Annotated in this window: 20 protein-coding genes; 1 reads left to right on the plus strand and 19 read right to left on the minus strand. The window is 48.8% G+C overall.

Annotated elements, in window-relative coordinates:
* Positions 1 to 2: 2 nt before the first annotated feature.
* The 15 genes from AC2A1E_RS19120 to AC2A1E_RS19190 all read right to left on the minus strand — a co-directional run bounded on the left by AC2A1E_RS19120 (position 3) and on the right by AC2A1E_RS19190 (position 11,485).
* A complete protein-coding gene (locus tag AC2A1E_RS19120; RefSeq protein WP_484385061.1) occupies positions 3 to 818 on the minus strand; it encodes a hypothetical protein in 816 nt (271 codons plus the stop codon).
* Positions 819 to 1,148: 330 nt separating this feature from the next.
* Positions 1,149 to 1,700, minus strand: a complete 552-nt coding sequence (locus AC2A1E_RS19125) for a hypothetical protein (RefSeq protein ID WP_484385062.1) — start codon at positions 1,698 to 1,700, stop codon at positions 1,149 to 1,151.
* A gap of 331 nt (positions 1,701 to 2,031) precedes the next feature.
* A complete protein-coding gene (locus tag AC2A1E_RS19130; protein WP_484385063.1) occupies positions 2,032 to 2,886 on the minus strand; it encodes a DUF4942 domain-containing protein in 855 nt (284 codons plus the stop codon).
* 77 nt (positions 2,887 to 2,963) lie between these two features.
* Positions 2,964 to 3,164, minus strand: coding sequence for a hypothetical protein (locus AC2A1E_RS19135; protein WP_484385078.1), 201 nt, complete (start codon positions 3,162 to 3,164; stop codon positions 2,964 to 2,966).
* Complete coding sequence (locus AC2A1E_RS19140) at positions 3,148 to 3,552, minus strand: type IV toxin-antitoxin system YeeU family antitoxin (protein WP_484385064.1); 405 nt, start codon at positions 3,550 to 3,552, stop codon at positions 3,148 to 3,150. Before AC2A1E_RS19140 ends, AC2A1E_RS19135 begins: the two co-directional genes overlap by 17 nt.
* An 80-nt stretch (positions 3,553 to 3,632) precedes the next feature.
* Complete coding sequence (locus tag AC2A1E_RS19145; protein WP_484385065.1) at positions 3,633 to 3,968, minus strand: TA system toxin CbtA family protein; 336 nt, start codon at positions 3,966 to 3,968, stop codon at positions 3,633 to 3,635.
* 223 nt (positions 3,969 to 4,191) lie between these two features.
* Positions 4,192 to 4,509, minus strand: a complete 318-nt coding sequence (locus tag AC2A1E_RS19150) for a DUF5983 family protein (protein WP_484385066.1) — start codon at positions 4,507 to 4,509, stop codon at positions 4,192 to 4,194.
* The gene (locus AC2A1E_RS19155; RefSeq protein ID WP_484385067.1) at positions 4,509 to 4,886 is read right to left on the minus strand and encodes a hypothetical protein; all 378 of its coding nucleotides are present in this window, start codon (positions 4,884 to 4,886) and stop codon (positions 4,509 to 4,511) included. The genes AC2A1E_RS19150 and AC2A1E_RS19155 overlap by 1 nt, the downstream gene beginning before the upstream one ends.
* Positions 4,887 to 4,919: 33 nt before the next feature.
* Positions 4,920 to 5,405 (minus strand): RadC family protein, encoded by a 486-nt coding sequence (gene radC, locus AC2A1E_RS19160; RefSeq protein WP_484385068.1) that lies wholly within the window; start codon positions 5,403 to 5,405, stop codon positions 4,920 to 4,922.
* 19 nt (positions 5,406 to 5,424) lie between these two features.
* Positions 5,425 to 5,871 carry an antirestriction protein gene (locus AC2A1E_RS19165; protein ID WP_484385079.1) on the minus strand — a complete coding sequence of 149 codons (447 nt, stop codon included), beginning with the start codon at positions 5,869 to 5,871 and terminating at the stop codon, positions 5,425 to 5,427.
* Between the two features lie 570 nt (positions 5,872 to 6,441).
* On the minus strand, positions 6,442 to 7,068 hold the full coding sequence (locus AC2A1E_RS19170; RefSeq protein WP_484385069.1) for a hypothetical protein: 627 nt from the start codon (positions 7,066 to 7,068) through the stop codon (positions 6,442 to 6,444).
* A gap of 132 nt (positions 7,069 to 7,200) precedes the next feature.
* Positions 7,201 to 8,430, minus strand: a complete 1,230-nt coding sequence (locus tag AC2A1E_RS19175) for an O-antigen ligase family protein (protein WP_484385070.1) — start codon at positions 8,428 to 8,430, stop codon at positions 7,201 to 7,203.
* Positions 8,431 to 8,485: 55 nt separating this feature from the next.
* Entirely contained in the window at positions 8,486 to 9,637 is a 1,152-nt protein-coding gene (gene rfaQ, locus AC2A1E_RS19180; protein WP_484385071.1) for a putative lipopolysaccharide heptosyltransferase III, read from the minus strand.
* 107 nt (positions 9,638 to 9,744) lie between these two features.
* Positions 9,745 to 10,419 (minus strand): EcsC family protein, encoded by a 675-nt coding sequence (locus tag AC2A1E_RS19185; protein WP_484385072.1) that lies wholly within the window; start codon positions 10,417 to 10,419, stop codon positions 9,745 to 9,747.
* Between the two features lie 244 nt (positions 10,420 to 10,663).
* Positions 10,664 to 11,485, minus strand: a complete 822-nt coding sequence (locus tag AC2A1E_RS19190) for a DUF932 domain-containing protein (RefSeq protein ID WP_484385073.1) — start codon at positions 11,483 to 11,485, stop codon at positions 10,664 to 10,666.
* A gap of 225 nt (positions 11,486 to 11,710) precedes the next feature.
* Here AC2A1E_RS19190 and AC2A1E_RS19195 point away from each other — a divergent pair, with 225 nt between their 5' ends.
* Positions 11,711 to 12,574: a hypothetical protein gene (locus tag AC2A1E_RS19195; RefSeq protein ID WP_484385074.1), complete on the plus strand. Its 864-nt coding sequence runs from the start codon at positions 11,711 to 11,713 to the stop codon at positions 12,572 to 12,574.
* Between the two features lie 417 nt (positions 12,575 to 12,991).
* On the opposite strand, the gene AC2A1E_RS19200 is transcribed toward AC2A1E_RS19195, so the two are convergent.
* From AC2A1E_RS19200 to AC2A1E_RS19215, 4 genes are all read right to left on the minus strand, one after another.
* Positions 12,992 to 13,408, minus strand: a complete 417-nt coding sequence (locus tag AC2A1E_RS19200) for an Imm63 family immunity protein (protein ID WP_484385075.1) — start codon at positions 13,406 to 13,408, stop codon at positions 12,992 to 12,994.
* 152 nt (positions 13,409 to 13,560) lie between these two features.
* Positions 13,561 to 14,349, minus strand: a complete 789-nt coding sequence (locus tag AC2A1E_RS19205) for a hypothetical protein (RefSeq protein WP_076943743.1) — start codon at positions 14,347 to 14,349, stop codon at positions 13,561 to 13,563.
* 246 nt (positions 14,350 to 14,595) lie between these two features.
* Positions 14,596 to 14,853: a hypothetical protein gene (locus AC2A1E_RS19210; protein ID WP_484385076.1), complete on the minus strand. Its 258-nt coding sequence runs from the start codon at positions 14,851 to 14,853 to the stop codon at positions 14,596 to 14,598.
* Entirely contained in the window at positions 14,850 to 16,088 is a 1,239-nt protein-coding gene (locus tag AC2A1E_RS19215) for a VENN motif pre-toxin domain-containing protein (RefSeq protein ID WP_484385077.1), read from the minus strand. The genes AC2A1E_RS19210 and AC2A1E_RS19215 overlap by 4 nt, the downstream gene beginning before the upstream one ends.
* Positions 16,089 to 16,395 lie beyond the last annotated feature (307 nt).

Below are 16,395 nucleotides of genomic sequence, written 5' to 3' on the forward strand. Positions count from 1 at the left end.
GCTTATTCCCGCGTCAATTCAAAAACACTTTTATCACCATCAATCTCGATAATCATACGCATTTTATCATTGGGCAATAGACGGATTTGAGTCGGAATTTGTGATTTGTGGAACGGGTGATCAAACAGCTCAGGCCTCTCGGAATAAGCATAGCTGTTGAAATTCAACTCTTCGCCGACCCAATGTACATTATTAAACAGGTAACGCCAATTATTATCTGCCGCATGGAACAGTGTAAATCGACCCTGTTTATCCTTAACGATCTCTAACTGAATAGCCTTTTTCAACTGCCATTTGCCAACGAATTTCTCGAGATCCTTATGCTCAGGTATCGCCGGAGCCGCAATAAAATCGCCGGGCTTAAAGACCGTCTTTTGACTTTTTTCCTCTGGTTTATACATCCCACACAAGGGCTTGACTTGCGCCACTTTCAGATAGAAAAAGGTCAGGCTTTCATTCTCAAAATCAATAAGCTGTTTCAGTTTCATCACCCGCCCAATCATACCAAGAATCTTCAGTTGGGATGTATGGTCTGACGATGTCAGACGAATAGTCTGGCTGCTTTTGTTAACCGCATAGTGAGATTGCTCAACCCCCATTTTTATCTGTGGGTTTTCACAGTTAAATGAATGTAGCAACACTTGGTCATCGGCGCGGAAATCAACAACATTAGCGATACCGTTTTTTAATGGCAGCATCGCCCAGATTCCGATAAGAGCCTTTTCATCAACAGCAGAAGGCGTGGCAGGCTGAGCGGTTGGACGAACACAGCCACTAAGTAGGGTCACAAACAATAAAATAATCATGTGTTTAAACATGGTATATCCTGTAAGGGGACAGCGAAAAAAGATCACTATAAACAAGTCCGGGGAAAGATATAACAAACATAGCAAAGTTTTCTTCAGCCATGCTGACGGTAGTCTGGCTCAAAATTTATTATGATTTTCATATCGTTTTGCATACACCCTTAATGCCTGACCAGACTGGAGTGCCTTAAGCACTTTGTCGAAATCGAAGGACGGGGACATGTGTCATTCCTTTTTGTTTATATATTACTGGAATGACACAGAATTTCTAACACTACCGAAGAATCACTGGAGCAGACTCGTGTCGCACTACAGAATAATAATCGCCCCCTCCTTCCCAGATTAATCTATTGTACGATATCCAAAAATATCTGGGCAAACGTTGTGTATATTCCAGCCCTTAACCAGAGCAGGATTTCTGGTGGCTTCATTCATATCTTCTGTTGTAACACTATGAATATCTTTATTTTCGGATAATTTTACTATCGTGTTAGATAATACAGCATACCGTCCATTCAACTCGGGTATAAAACTACGGTAAACAAACTTACCGGGTTGTTGATTCCCAATAGCATAATACTCCCCGGCCTTGACCTTATATTCATACACCTCCTGACCAGAACCTTTCAGTGCCAGGTTTCTGGTAAGCAGTCTTCTTTCTTTTTTCTCATAACAACTGTCTTTCGTCAAATTAAATGTATATATGGAATAGTTATATCCATCATCCTTCACATACAAAACTGCCGAATCACTCCCTTGATAGCTTGTAAATTTTGGATATAAAGAGTTAAATCCTGTGCAAGATATCAGAATAGGAGAGAACAAAATAACCCCAATCAATTTAATATTGAGATTGATTGTAAATGTAGCATTTTTTAAATAAATAGAAATCATTAAATATATCCTTTCAACGATAGATCCTGACTGAAAATTTTATATTTTTCAGCTTGTACATAAAACTATTCAATATGCATCAAGGTAGCAAGACACAAAGTTCACAGGTACATAGCCCATTCTGTGACAGAGATGAACGGCTCCAGGCAACTTGAGGCATAATGAGTATATACGTGTAACAACCTATGATCAAAACCCTCTGGTTTGAAACGACTTTATTAGATAACCCATAATCGGTCATGAGCACGTGCCGTGCGCCACAATGTCATCTGATTCTCTCTGGTGCTCGGTATGAACTTTACCAAAGTGATGCAAATACATTAAATTCAGTTTATACCCGTTCCGGCAACACGCCAGGGTAATGTTTGGCGATGATATCGTTCATCTTATCCATCAACTCAGGCTTTCTAAATGTCAGATGCGCTGAGCCCTTCATGAAATATTTGATTGAAAAATACTCATCCTCATACACCTTCGCCATCTGCGGATTGGCACGGATATGCTCATAAAGCCGAGCAGTGAGATCTGCCCGGTTATCAGGCAGCGGTTTGCCATCCAGTAAATGCAGCATCCTCTCCAGATCGGCCAGTTGGTCACGCCGATAACTGTGGTTCAGTGAAAATCCCCACTGGTTGTAACTCACCAAACCGTTGATGATCACTTTCTTGCCGAAATGACATGGGCTGTTGGTCTTGTAATGCCAAGAGAGTGATTTAAATACGTTGATCACTCCCCGTTCAAACACTTCCCCCTTATCGCGATGCAACTGCTCGAACGTGCTGTAAATACTTTGCTCGCTGATGGCGGGAATATTATCGCCCTCCAGGTTTCTGTCCCACTGGTCGCGGGCCTTGGCGTCCATCAGACTCAGCATACCGGAGCGCTTCATCAGGTCTCGCCATATGTCGCGATCAAGATGGCGGGTGATCACGGGCATGGCCGTTTCTGCTTTCTCCATCAACCAGCAACCGCAGCGGAAGTCTTGTTTCATAGCCCAGTCCCTTGCTACTCCACCGCCAATGCTGCTAGTGATGGCCGAGATATCTTCAAGCTGGTGAATCAGGGCTTCAATTTGCGTCAGCGCGGTGTTACGTCCAGTGACGATACGTTCAATGCTGGTGGAACAAATCACTTCAGTGTGATCGGTTAACACTTCAGGTTCGGTAATAACAATGTGTTCTGACATGGTTTTCGTCCTTTATAGAAAAGCAAAACGCCAGCCGGTAAGCGCTGGCGCTGATATGAGTGAGCGGTGAATACGGGCTAGGTTGATGTTTCGTTTTGCAACAGCCCGAGATGGCGAAGATCCCAAACCGCGTTCCGCGCTTGCTGAACCAGCGGCAACAAGGTGGCGGAATCGGTTTTATCCTCGTCGTTATCGAAAATGAGTGACGAGCCGCAGTCAATATTGTCTTGCAGCCAGTCAATGAGGATGTCCAGCCCTTGCTCAGTGGTTAACGTCATGGTCATGAGTGCGCACCAATAGAGGGGGGAACGTCTGATAAACCGCCAGATAGACATGCCCAAAACTGCCCAACGTATCTGCCTCGCAACTAAAACCGGCGTGCTGTACCGTGACGCAATGCTGACGACGCGGGTCGAGTTCACCCGATCGCAACCGGGCCTCCAACTGTTCGATCAACACTGGGAAAGCGACATCCAGCGTTTTAAGCGCATCAGGGGAGAACGTACCGACAAAACCGGCGCGGTCGGCCAGAAAGTGCAGGTGATCGCCCTGTTGCACCAATCTGGCACCTAATCTTGGCGTGATGGCACACCGTAAACCCCAGATCGGGGTAATGTCGTCGTGGATGCTCAGGTTTGCGTGGTTATCGGTATCGGTGTCTTTCATGGTGGAAGGTCCTTATTAATGTACAACGCCAGCGCGGAGGCTGGAGTGTTCGCAGGTGATGGTGAGGTGAACAGGTACTATCAGGTCAGGCGGCGAATGACCGGGCTTCGCAGCCCTAGCGCACTGCGGGCACGAAGCAAATCGATACCGTTCAAGGTGGGATCTTGTGCCATCATGCTGAAACCGGGGCGATCAATGCGTACCAGGTCAAATTTCTCCACCAGTTCATTGACAGTTTTACGTACCGTGACGCCATGCTCAATCTGCTGGGCTATCGCCAGTTCGTCGTGATACGGCGTATCGTTAAGCTCTAGGCCGTAACAGTGCCTCAGCAACCATGCCAACAGTTGTTGGTATTCGCTCTGTGCCCGGTTGGTGCTGGATGAGGTTTGAGGTGTTTTGTCGAAGGTTTTCATGCAGACAGTTCCTTAACACAATGGAGAAACCGGTAGCTTGCAGGGGTAGGTCAGCCAGTGACCTATGGCCTGGCATAGCCTCTGCCAGTTGTGTAATAAGACGGCGTTGTGCTGGAGAAAATGAAATACGCCAGGCACGGATGATGCACTCGTGTTCATGAGAGAATGTCCTTTGAAAAATAAATGGATAACGTGAGGGTGGAGCGTTGAATGTGGGGCTGTATTACCAGTCGAAGGTGGTAAAGTCGGGTAATACCTCACCCAGGGCATCAATATGCAGGTAGCTCAGTTGATAGCGTTTCATTAGCGTGGTGACCAATCGGCGGCAGGTTTTAGAAAGCCCCAGCCGTTTGAGTTGCAATACCGGGTGGGTCCACGCATCCAGTCGCAGCAAATAACCCGTGCCCGAAAAGTGTATCCATTCCCCGTCGCTAAACTCATCCTGACAGTGTGAAATCCGGTACAGCACCACATTATCCTCCTCGCTGATATGTGCCGAACTGCATTGCAGGCCGAAACGCAAAAGTGGCGTGGTTGCCATCACTTGCCTCCTTCCTTTACCGCACCCCATTGCGAGTAGCGGCGCTGGTGATGTGCCAATACCTTTTCACGCCATGCCGGGGATTGCACCGGAACCATCGTCAGATAGCGCTTTGGGCACGAATAATAGTAAGGTTGCATCGACTCATCCATCGGTTTATATCCCCATTCCCCTTTGGAGCCTTGCAGCAGGTCACAGCCGATAAAGGTACGAATCTCCCCTGTCGGAGCCTTGGGGGTCAGTTGGATAACAGACCAGAGCACATTGCCACGCAGGGTATAGGTGAGGGTTTCACGCCAGTAGTGTTCTGATTCGCTGCGCCGGGTCAGTTCAGCGATCAGCTCACGGCGGGATTGCTGGGAGAAATACCAGCCCATAGGAAATGTTCCTTATAAAGAGAGAGATTGCTATCAGCCAGGTAACCAGCCGCGTTCGACAAAGGACACGATATCGAGCCCACCTACGACCAGGTGATCCAGCACTCTCACATCCACCAATTCCAGCGCGGTCTTTATCCTGTCGGTGATCTGTCGATCGGCCTGACTGGGCTCGGCCAACTGGGATGGATGATTGTGTGCCAGTACGGCACTCGCCGCATTGTGCTTCATGGCCGACTTCACCAGCTCACGCGGGTGAACGGTGGTGCTGTTGATGGTGCCGGTAAACAATGTTTCCTGTGCCAGCAGACGGTTTTGATTGTCGAGCCACAGCACGACGAAGACTTCGCGCTCCAGCCCGGTCAGATGCAGGCGCAGCCAGTCGCGGGTCATGCTGGTGGAGGTAAACGCCACACCTGGCTCCTGCAACTGTTTTGCCAGCAGGTTCAGGGCGCGTCGGATGGTACGTTGTTCGCCGGGTAACATTTTAGCCACCGTGGGGGATAACGTGATTTTCATGGTGAGAGGTCCTTGTTGCTCAATCAATCAGGGAGAAAATGGAAAGACTTTCAGGATGGTGCAGTGCGTATTCCCGCAGGCGATAGAAATGTTCGGTCATCGCTTCGCTCTCGGTGCGGCAGGCGTGGTGACTGTAGGCCATCAGACAGGCGGTAATGCCCGCCGCCTGAGCACTCATTTCGGCACCATTACCATTCATGTGGTTGAACAGCGTCCACTTTTCATCGCTATCGGCTTGGGGAGCCATAAATGCCCCGCCGTTACTGAGTGTGTAAAACTCCCACTGTCCCCCGTGGTAATCGGTACACAGGCGATCCAGCCAGCCAAAAACGTGAGGCTCCAGAATGAGCCATTGCGGTATGTTGCCAAAGTGCTGTGGCCAGAAGTACGAGCGCTGGTTGTCAGGCACGACAGTGGCGCTCAGCGTTGTTGCTTGAGAGGGGGGTGTAGACAGTTCAAAATGCATGTTCATGAAAATATCCTTATTGATGAGATAAATAGCAAAACAGGCCCCACCGGAAACCGGGGAGCCTGTTGGTGGTATATAGATAGTGTGAGTGGGTAGTGGCAGGCGATCTGGGCATATCGGTCATGCCTCGACTGCATAAAGCCCAACTCCCTTTTATCGGGAATTGGGCTGCGTTGAGGTTGATTTATTTTTTACACAAATGTCGTAATACTATGGATAACAAACCGAAAGGGGGAAACCATAAAAGGATGGGGGTTTATGAAGTGTATTAATACGTCAGTATTAATACCTCCTTTTGTGTTAAATAATGAGTAACCAACAACACAGGAAGGTGATAACCTTCCTGATAGCCAGAAGAATTAAACTATTATTGATAGGCAAGTAGAACATCAGGCCCGATGGCAAATACCTTCGGGCCATGAATATCAGAAATCCAGCCCGATTTTATAGACAAATTTCGGTGTTCCCCATTTTACTCGTCATAAACTCCTGTAAAAAGGCGAGCTGATTAACAGTACTCGCCATAATGAATCGATGTGAAAGAACGAATGAGAAAATGCCATCAAATCACTGACTGAACATTGACAGTATTTCTCTGGTATAAAACCGATTCAGTGGGAAAGTATTATTCTGCACTGCATATAACCGTTCTGCCGGATACAGCAATTTGTAGCTGATGGCATCAATCGCATTATTAACGTCCAGCGTATTGGCCACCTCGGTGATAACCTTGTCTTTGGTGTCATATACGGTGAAAACTACCGTTCCGGTTACCGTACGGGAATCCATCATGCGCATGGCCGTGGCGTTGATATTGTCGATAAAGAGATGAAATTCGCTGTAACTTGACCAGCCTTTTGCCATACCCTCAATGACCCCCAGGGTGCGCTTCAACCGGGCCTTTTCCTTGTCCGAATACACCGCCGTGAGTCGTGCCTTGCAGGTCGGTGAATTGACCGCCTGGTTGCTGTCGGTGGCATGAATGTTATCCAGCGTCAGAGCCAGAGAGTCCTGTGCCAATCCCACACTGTTGAAACTCTTGTAGGAACTGTGGCTCATCTTGCTCAACGCATTGCTGGTCATCACCTCATTGATGGCGCGGATTGAATCGGGGTTATCGCAGGAAAGCGGGTCATTACAGCCTGATAATGCGGTAGTCAGCAATAACAGGGAAACAGCAGCATATTTTTTCATTACATTTTCCTTGGATGAAGGGATTATAAAAGCCAGCGTCAAAGACGCTGGCCAGCAGGAAGAAAACAAAAATAGGGGAGTACGTAAAAGGCCGAACCGGGGCAAGAGCGCGAAAATCACGCCCGGCAGAACTCAGCATCGATAAGCGCCATACCGGGGAGAAGTAATACGGTAACCCGCCAGCATGGCCGCCAGCACAATAAACAGATGCCCTTCGGCAGAATCCAGCAGGAACGAGTTAAACAGATGGCAGGCCATGTAACTGCCCAGCACGGCAACCAGCAGATTGCGGCAGGCTATCGGTTGTTGCCAGGCAACCCGGAAGCAACACAACATCCAGCCCAGGAACAGCGCCAGCCCCAATAGGCCGTTCTGTACGGTTTCCAGCAGGTACTCGTTATGCGGGTTGTGGACGCTGTAGCCCGTCTGCGCATTGCCATACCAGAAACTCCCCGCGCCATTCCCCAGCAACGGAGCCTGCTTTATCAACCGCAACGATTCACGGGCAAAGGCAGTACGTTGCCCCATCGAGTTGTCACAAGCCTGATAGGCCTGCTCTGCCGATGCCAGCACACAGTGGCGAACTTCTTGCAGGCCGAGTGTCAGGCGTTCTGTGGCACGATTGGGTATCAGAACCAGTACCGCAGCAACCAACAGGCCACAGACAAGGACACCGACACATTGCCAACGGGGTAACGTCAGCAGCAGCCAGAGCCCCACGCCGATGAACAGAGCCACATAACCAGTACGCCCTTGCACCATCAGCAATACATTGACAGTGGCCAGCAGAACCCCTGCCCCGTATACCCAACGTTTCAGGCCTGATTGGGCAAAAGCGCGGGACAGCCACACCAGGGCGGCAAATGCCATAAACACGTTTTGTGTTATCTGCAGTTTGAATACCGTCGGGTTCAGCGGGTTGAGAGCGCCGAGCGTAACGTGCCAGACACCAGATGTCAGGCTGATCACCAGTATCACGGCATTGGCCAGCAAAAAGCCGCTGATAAACCGGGAGACAAGCCGTGGTTCGGCAAGAAAGAACAGCGCCAACGGCAACACATACAACAGCTTTTGATATTTGCCGACCATCTTTGGGCCATAGTCGTGGTTCTGGGTCAGCAGCGAGAGCGCCAGGAGCACAAACATCAATGCAGGCAGCCACACCAGAGGTTGCCTGAGCAAAGACATCACCTGGCGGAAATCACGTCGCCACAGCAGACAGACCACCGCTAGCCCCAGCGACGTATTCATCAGCGCGTTGGAGGTGGGGAGAGAAGCACCGAGTAAAAACGCCGTGACGCTAAACAAACGAAAGCAAGCAGGTGAACAGGTTGATACAGAAGACAGGTTTGTTGATGACATGGTAATGAACTCACATCAGATTGATTGAACACAGTGGCTGACGCCGCGCGAACCGCTACGAGGTCTGGCCCAACAGTTGGCGATTGACGGCACGGATAACGTCATCAACCGGAATGGCATCCAGATAACGTTCCCGGGTATCGGTATCGATCTCTTCTGGTAACGGCAACGAACGATAATCCCCCGCCCACAGCAAGGTGTACGGAGCCTGCCAGGGTGACCATTGCGCCAGATTGCTGGGGCCGAACAGGACAATGGAAGGCGTGTGCAATGCAGCAGCCATATGCATCGGTACCGAATCCACACCGATAAACAATTTGGCCCGTTCAATCATCACCGCGAGTTCCGGCAGGTCCAGCCGACCCGCCAGGTTCACCACCCGTTGCGGCAAGGTACACCCCGCAACAATGGCGGCTATCATGGCGATTTCATCGGCAGAGCGTCCGCCGGTCAGCACCACGGTTTCTCCGCTGGCGGTGAGATGGTTGATAACCTGTGTGAACCCTGCCACCGACCAGGTCTTGAATGCCCAGCGGGCCGTTGGCTGAACCAGCACAAAATCGCTCAGGTGATGGCGCTGGCTGAGCCGGTCAGCCTCATCGATATCGCACTGCCGGTAGGCCTGGGTAACTCTAGTGACCAGGGTTGGTAATGCCAGCGGGGCCAGGATAGAGAGGTTATTGAGTACGGTGTGCTGTTGGTCATGCCCTACCACCGGCACCAGCAACGAATGGCACGCCTGCCACAACCGGTTGTTGCGTTTGGGATAACGAAACCCCAGGCTGAAGGTCGGTTGCAGAAAACGGCAATACAGTGCCGCTCGCCACTGGTCAGACAGATTGATAACCAAATCGTAGTGGCCGGTGCGCAGACTGTTCCACAGGGCCCGCTCACCGCGATACTGCGCCTTGCAACCCTGCCGCTTCAGACTGCGGTCTACGGTATAAGCCAGATAGACATCACGGTTACCCGCCAGCATCGCCTCCGTCCCCTCATACACCAGGACATCAATCAGGGTATTAGCGTAATTGGCGCGCAGCGTGCTGAGCAGCGGTGTCATCAGCAGAACATCACCAAAGTGGCGCAGCTTGATAACCAGAATGCGCTGCACCTGGTCACGGTGGAGCAACAGATTGGGTAACCGACTGTCTGGTAACGCCGCCTGACAGGTATTCACCGATAGGGCGGAAGCTTGAGTTATTGTCATATTTCGTCGTCTCGGAAAAAATGCAAAAGGCCCCTCTTTCGAACGGACGTCGAAATAGTCAGTGGGGAGGTGAAAATAAAAAGAAGGGCAGATGCCCTATGCCGGTATCAACTCATGTGATGATGGTCATTATTCGTTAATGCCTCCCTGGAGTCGGTAATAAAGGTTTCTCTGGCGATATTGCCAATGATATTGGTAGAAATACCGTCGAACGCACCGCCGACAATCCCCCCGGCCAACGGCACCAGTTTGACCAGGTTGATACCGCCCTTCTGGCCAAACTTGGTCAGCAGACGAAAGCCAACCGCCCGGTTGATAGCCTTGATGACTTCACCTGATACGTTGCGGATAGCGCTGCGGGTAAGCTGCATGCCGATTTTGATACCGGCTTCCTTGAGGATGTCTTTTGCCGCATTGCCGCACAGGCAGAGATAGACAAAAGAGCGCACGTTATCGTCTTTCAGGTCATAACCGCCGATGTGGGCAATCGCGGCAATCATCCTGATCTGGATGTACATCACACTGGTGATATTGGCAGGAATGGCCACAGGAAGCGTGATAACCCCACCGAGCCCGGTGACAAAACCGCTGGTACCTGCTTTAGTATTTTGCCAGCGGATAAGCGCGTTAACGCAATCCACCTGGCTTCCTCCCCTCTTCATATAGGACTCGGCAATGTCTTGCGCCGAGTCCAGCCCCGTTACACCGTTTACCGCCTTGTCGTAAGCCCAGTCCAACGCCTTCTGAACCTTGCCTGCCGTCAGCGCCCTTTCCTGTTCCATCTACACCTTTCCCCTTTTTTGATGCCTGTTATCCCTTTGATAACAGGCGGTATTTACCTGACTGTCGACGTGCCAAAACGTATCTGATTGATGGGTTTCAAGATGCAGAAAAAACGGACGGCACCCTGGCCGATCTTATCGGTGGGTGAACGGCAAAGATAATTGGTTATGCAGATCAATAACGAGAAACCGATCGTTTAAAACGATCAACTTTTTACAAATGAAGGGAGATTACGCGAACACGTTACTTGTTGAATTTAAGCATATTTTCAGCCAGTACCCACAAGGCACGATTGAGCTTAATATCCCCCTCAATGCCTTTTACTGCGCGGGTTCTGGCCTGCTTGCCACGGGCGTTGCGTCCGTTAAGCCCACCTTTGAGCATGTTTTCCTGCACACGCTGGTAGGTGGTCCACAAGTCGCTTTGCCGATCTTCCCAGCGCCGTGGCATCAGGATTTGTTCATCGGTAACCGGCTGGTGGTCTTCACCGTAACGGTAGGTCAAGGCGGCATTGGCAAAGGCACGTTGCGCCGGTAGCGTCAGCGATGTGGTCAGCATGGCTTCGCGTGACGCTTCCACCTTGTCGAAAATACCCAATACTTCATAAGCACCTTCAATCACCTGACCAACGACATCACCTTTATGCGGCACACGTACTTCGCCAAAGCTGTTGCCGCACACCAAGCCGTTGGCGCACACAAAGCGGAACAGGCCCGGTATCATCTGGTAACTGCTGGAACCATCGTGGCTGTTGAGCAGGATAATTTCTGGTACTTCCTTGCCGACAATCTGGTTCTCGCGGCGTAGGCGCAACATGTGTTTGGTATGCTCGCGCTTATCCAAGTCACGTACCCTGGTCTGGCAAGCGAAGAAGGGCTGAAAGCCTTCCTTACGCAAGTTATCCAATAAAGCGATGGTGGGAATATAGGTGTAGCGATCGCTACGGGAAGCGTGTTTCTCTTCAGAAAATACGCTGGGAACATGGCGGGCCAATTCATCATTGGTTAACGGGCGGTCACGGCGAACGGTATTCACTGCACCAAAGCGGGAGGCTAAACAGGTCATAATTCATATCCTTCAGTGAGTTATCTGGCAAGTACGAGACGCAATCATGTACGTATCATCTAGAATCACTGAGGTAATATGTGTGTGAAATTTGATTGGATGGCTACGAACGGCTAACGGGAAACACCATTGTCTAGAGACATCTGGCCAAGACAATAGATTAACAGATTCATTTACCTGATTATTATCAATAATTTTCTTGCCAACATACCCAAGGAACGAAATATGTTACGAGGTTCTGAAAAAAAAGAAGCGCTGACAAGCTTGGATCGCTCACGCCAATATTACGAATCACAGGTTAAAGCCATTCAAACAGAGGTTGAAAATCTCCATATGCTGCGTGAGAAATGCAGCAGGGTCTTAACGGCCCGCCTTGAAGCCTGGTTTGATAACCTGACAAACAGGCCAAATGCATTCAACAGGGCATGGGAGCAGCTCAAGCAGGAAGTCTCTGTATTTGATAACACAGTGGAAAAATTCGAGGCTGAACATCGTAGCACCGATGCTGATACAAGCATCACAGTCACGAGCCTCGCCACTGGTGCAGGGGTAGCTACCGGTGCGGGAATGGCCGTTTTTGGCTCCACCGCTGGGATGGCTGTAGCAACAACCTTCGGTACTGCATCTAGCGGTGCGGCAATCTCCAGCTTAGGCGGAGCAGCAGCAACCAATGCCGCACTTGCCTGGCTGGGTGGTGGTACGCTCGCTGCTGGCGGTGGTGGTATAGCAGCAGGCAAAGCATTGCTCGCGCTGATGGGGCCGATTGGTGTAAGTATCGGTGTCCTCAGCCTCGCAGGTGGGGCCATAACGACACGAAAAAGGAATGGCAAAATTATTGAAGAAACTCAGGTTGAGGAACTCCATATTCAAGAGCTAACCGGCAAATTGAACACGCTCAAATGTGAAGTTCTAGGCATTTCTTCGCTCATTTCCAAGCATTACCAAGGGGTTGAAAGCATAATCGACACACTGGAAAAAACCGCGCCGACAGACGCTCAATCATTTGATGCCAATCAACAAGAAAGGCTCGGTACATTAAGCACTCATCTGTGTGAGCTTTCGCAACTGATTAACAAAAAAATTCAGTGATAGCAGCGAGTAAGATATCACCCAGATCTCTGCAGGTTCACTGGTCGCATTTCTCTAGCATGAGCCTGCTGAAAACAGCGCCGTTGAACGGTTTGGGTAAGATCAAAAAAGTGATTCAGAGTTGCCAACTGCGAGGGCTGGGATGCCATAATGGCACTCCAGCCCCGAACAAACAGGAGCCTCGCTGTCACCGATGAGGCCACGTGAAAACAACTCTGCGAGGCCACCAAGATTTGGGGCGGATTAAGTGTGGAAGAACAACGAGGTGGTCATAGGCGGTGACTAGCTCACAGAGTGTCACCGACGCTGAATAGTTGGGAATGACCGCTGCATATTGGGTGTTCAGGCTATAGCGGCACTACTCGGGGCATAAAAACAAAAATCCCAGCAAGTTGGTCTGGGTTGTTCAAGTTGTCATTATAGATGGAGGCTATCGTCGTAGGGCGATTCGGTCAGAGTTTTTTGAATTTCATATCGTGCTTCTGCTCCCCATACAGGATTCATATCCACCATTAATTCAATAAATTTTGGAAAAGCGATGCGTCGTCCATCTTTGCCTTTCACCCTGTGTTCTAGCTCATATTGGAATACTATTTTATAAGCCAACTCTGACATAATCCAATAAAGTAGCTCATCTAACGAGCTGGTAATCTTTCTCGAAAATTCATAGTCTCTTTCTGAATAAATATAATTATACATATTATTTTCAAATGTAATATATGGAGCACCATCACCAATAGGTGCGGTGCAAAGATTAACCGAACATCTTGGGAGACCAGCTCGTAAAATCATTCCGTCAACTTTTTTCTGAATTTCATCGATACTAAGCAGCACATCAGCTAACCTCATAAATATATTTATTTTTCAAAACCCATTCGACATTCTCTCGCCCTTACATCTTAAGTGATTTTTGAACGACACTACTTGTTGTCTTACCAAAACTGAGAGCGTTCACTGTTGCCACTAACGACTATTAATTTTATATTTTATTTTTTACAATCCTTGGCATTGTAGCTATAAATTTTTTCATCAAATCCTTTAATATACACATAGTCAACATGCAAATCGTAGAGAACTAATATAGGTTCATTGCAAAACGCTTGAAATGCATCAAGATTCTTCTTGTACAGCTCTGATGATTTTATTTCACTAAGTTCAATATTCTCAACTGAATATTTATACGTCAACGTCTTCTGATAAACATAATAGTCTTGTAACACAGTATAGTAGTCTATACGTAAAGGTAACGGCTGTTTTTCTTTAGCCGAATTTATTTTATTTTCAAGATCGTTCCATACAGATGACTCATTATTTTTCGCCAGATAATTAAGCCCCCACGATGCTGAAAACAACAATGCAAGTGAAAACACAAGACTGATAATTGTAATGATATAAAAATTTCTTTTGCTAAAGTGATTCAACCTCTGATAACGGTGATAAAGGAATGTCCCAGCAACACCACTTGAGAAAAAAAGAAGAAACATAGTCATCATTATAGTACCGTTGGTCTGAGGACCTTGTGCTGAAACTTTCGTAGCAATAAAAACAAGCAGCATCAAGATTGCACAAACTCTACTTCTACGATAAATACCGTAGGCCAAGCCGGAACTAATGAGCACGTATGGTAGATTATAGAAAGAGGCAAGCCCCTTTAAGCCGTCAAACCAAGGGTAAATGGCGAATATGAGCGTTAAAACGGCAGACAACGATGCGGCCTGCCAGGCATTTTTTATTGAGCGTTCAAGGAGTTTTGGTAAAGGAGAAACTTTTTCCATTTGTATATCTATCCATTAGTTTACTGGAGGCTACATGGTAACCTCATTACTTAAAGTGGTAACGACTTATCTTATTTTTTGCTAAAATGCCACCCAAAATTTGAACATCAACTGGTTAAGGTACAGCTCAAGGTAGTTCAGCTATTCGATGACATCATGATGATAGCACCCACGAACAACCAATTCGATTACCATATCACCGTAACATTACACAACCCCGGCTTAAATGGTCGTGGTTGGTTTTACTTAATTAAGATCAGTGGGAGGTTTTTTTCGGGCTTTATATTCATCAATCTTTGCAAAAATCCAAGAGCCTATACCGGCAGCAGAACCAGCGATCCCACTCAACACTAAAGTATCAATCAGTTTTTTCCTACCAATAAGGAAATGTCCTTCATGCATGAAAACAATTCCACATTGAATCACTACTCCAAGAATGAAAAAACAAACAAAACAGTAAATAATCCCCAAAATTAATAGAGGGAGCTTTATTTTCTTTTTCATTTTTTCTCATCCTTTTTCTCATCACTGCTTTTATAGTTTTTCATTCCGTTACTAATTACCTCGGACAAAAAGGCTCCACCAACTTCACCAACAAAACCAGACGAATTACCAAAAATAGGTTTCAGAGCGATAGGAGCCAACTCTCCAAATCCTCCGCCTAAAAATGCACCAGCTCCAGAACTTAGTTGTGCTCCCACATTAGGCCCATCACTAAATACCGAACCGCCCATTGCTATCCCGGTATTCGCCCAAATTCCCCGCCCAGGAGCAAGACCACCTGTGACAGCTGCGCCAATACTACCTTTATAGTCCCAGGTCTTATTTTCATTGCCCGGCTGATTCAAGTCGTACCACTGATAGGTGCCGTTGACAATACTGGCTATGGTCGAACCCGCAGCCACTTTGCCTATCCCTGCTGCTGGTCCTAGATACCACGCACCGGCAATCAACACCCCATCCACATAACCATCGACGATCACTTTAGCGATATCTTGCCCTTCCGGCATATCTCCTTTTGCCAATTTATCTAACCCGGCTTGTTTCTGCTCTGGGGACAGGTTGTTATCTTCCGCATATTGATTCCACGACGCCGCTGCTTGCCCGTAATCCGCCATGCCTTTACCAAAATCATTGGCATTCAGGTTATTGTTCTCGAGAGCGTTCTTACCCGCTTGCGCCCCCGCGACGGCATTCGCCGTGCTGTCACCCACTACGCCACCAACTAGCCCCGCCGCCAAGGTGCCAAGAGCGCTGATGGTCTGCCGCTGTTCTTCCGTCAGATCATCACGCTTAATACCAGGGTACATCTGCTGGGCGATAAATTCCCCCATCACTGCGCCGCTGGCACCTGCCAATGCGCCGTTGCCATCTACCGCAGCCGTCACCGCACCCAATACAGCGTGCGCCATCAGGTTGGCTTCGGTGTTCACTTTCTGGGTGGCTGGATCAGTGGTCATATTGTGAATGACTTCCGCCAGATACGGCGCACTGGCTCCCGCCAAGACTTTAGCCATATCACCACCGGCCAGTCCCTGAATGGCCGCCGTTGCCGCTTGAATACCCTGCTGTAGTGAGCTGCCGGTGCCATATTGTTTCATGGCGTCTTTATATTCTTTGGTTTCACGCAGTTGCTCGGCTGTCATATCCGGGTACTTCTCTTTCGCGGCTTTGAGCCCGTTGATATCCCCCTGCGTTCGTGCAATATCAGCCGCCTGACTGCCGATTTCACCGATCAACTGTGCTTCTTTCAGCCGGTTTTGTTCTTTTTCCTTAGTAAGCAGTCCGACGTTCGATCCCCAGGTTAACTCACGTTTCCCCTGTACAGTCAGCCAGTTACAACAACTTTTCGCCAGTGCATTTTCACACCGCCAACTTTTTGCCCCGACGCGACTTTTACGCCCGTGACGCCATTTTCCCCAACCTGTTAAAGAGCAACTGCACCCACATCATAGCAGCGGCGTCAGCCGCTGCCATTACCGCTTTTCCGGGTTTTCTCCGCGGCGGCAGGCCGAACCCGGCCCCCCGTTACAACTGACGCTCCAG

Source organism: Serratia sp. HNCC26DJ206, assembly GCF_057180605.1.